Origin of the sequence: Streptomyces sp. NRRL B-24572 (assembly GCF_002156145.1) — a bacterium.
GTDB classification, from domain to species: Bacteria; Actinomycetota; Actinomycetes; order Streptomycetales; family Streptomycetaceae; genus Streptomyces; species Streptomyces vietnamensis.
Genome location: NZ_MWIG01001189.1, coordinates 1 through 525, shown reverse-complemented (window position 1 = coordinate 525; position 525 = coordinate 1). Strand labels below are relative to the sequence as shown.

Genomic DNA, 525 nt, shown 5'->3' with positions numbered 1-525 from the left:
GACGGAGCCCGGCCCGGCGCACCCCCCGGGCGGCTGCCCGCCGGGCCGGGCTCCGTCCGCAGGGCCGGTCCGACCGCGGCCGACTCCAGCGCCCGCACCACCGTCGTCCCCACCGCGATCACCCGGCCGCCTCCGGCCCGCGCCGCGTTCACCAGGGCCGCCGTCGCCGCCGGGACCTCGAAGCGCTCCGGGTACGGCGGCTCGTGCGCCTCCGCCGACGCCACGCCCGCATGAAGGGAGAGTGGAGCGATCCGTACGCCCCGGTCGACCAGCTCCGCCACGAGACGGGCCGTGAAGGGCCGCCCCGCGCTCGGCATCTCCGCCGAGCCCGACCCGTCGGGGGAGGGACGCGCGAAGAGCGTCCGGTACGCCGACAGGGGCTGGTCCCGCTCCGTGTACCCGTACCGGATGGGCCGCCCGTACCGCCCGAGCAGCCCCGGCACGTCCACGCTCACCCGCGCCCACCACAGCCGCCCGCCCCCGGGCACCAGCGGGCCCGCGAGCACGAGCCGCGCCCCTCCGGGC

General features: G+C 80.0%; 1 protein-coding gene. It reads right to left on the bottom strand.

Annotated elements, in window-relative coordinates; translation table 11 throughout:
- Positions 1–525 (bottom strand): S-adenosylmethionine:tRNA ribosyltransferase-isomerase (locus CCN56_RS41215; protein ID WP_143664859.1); only part of this gene is annotated, 525 nt, incomplete at both ends.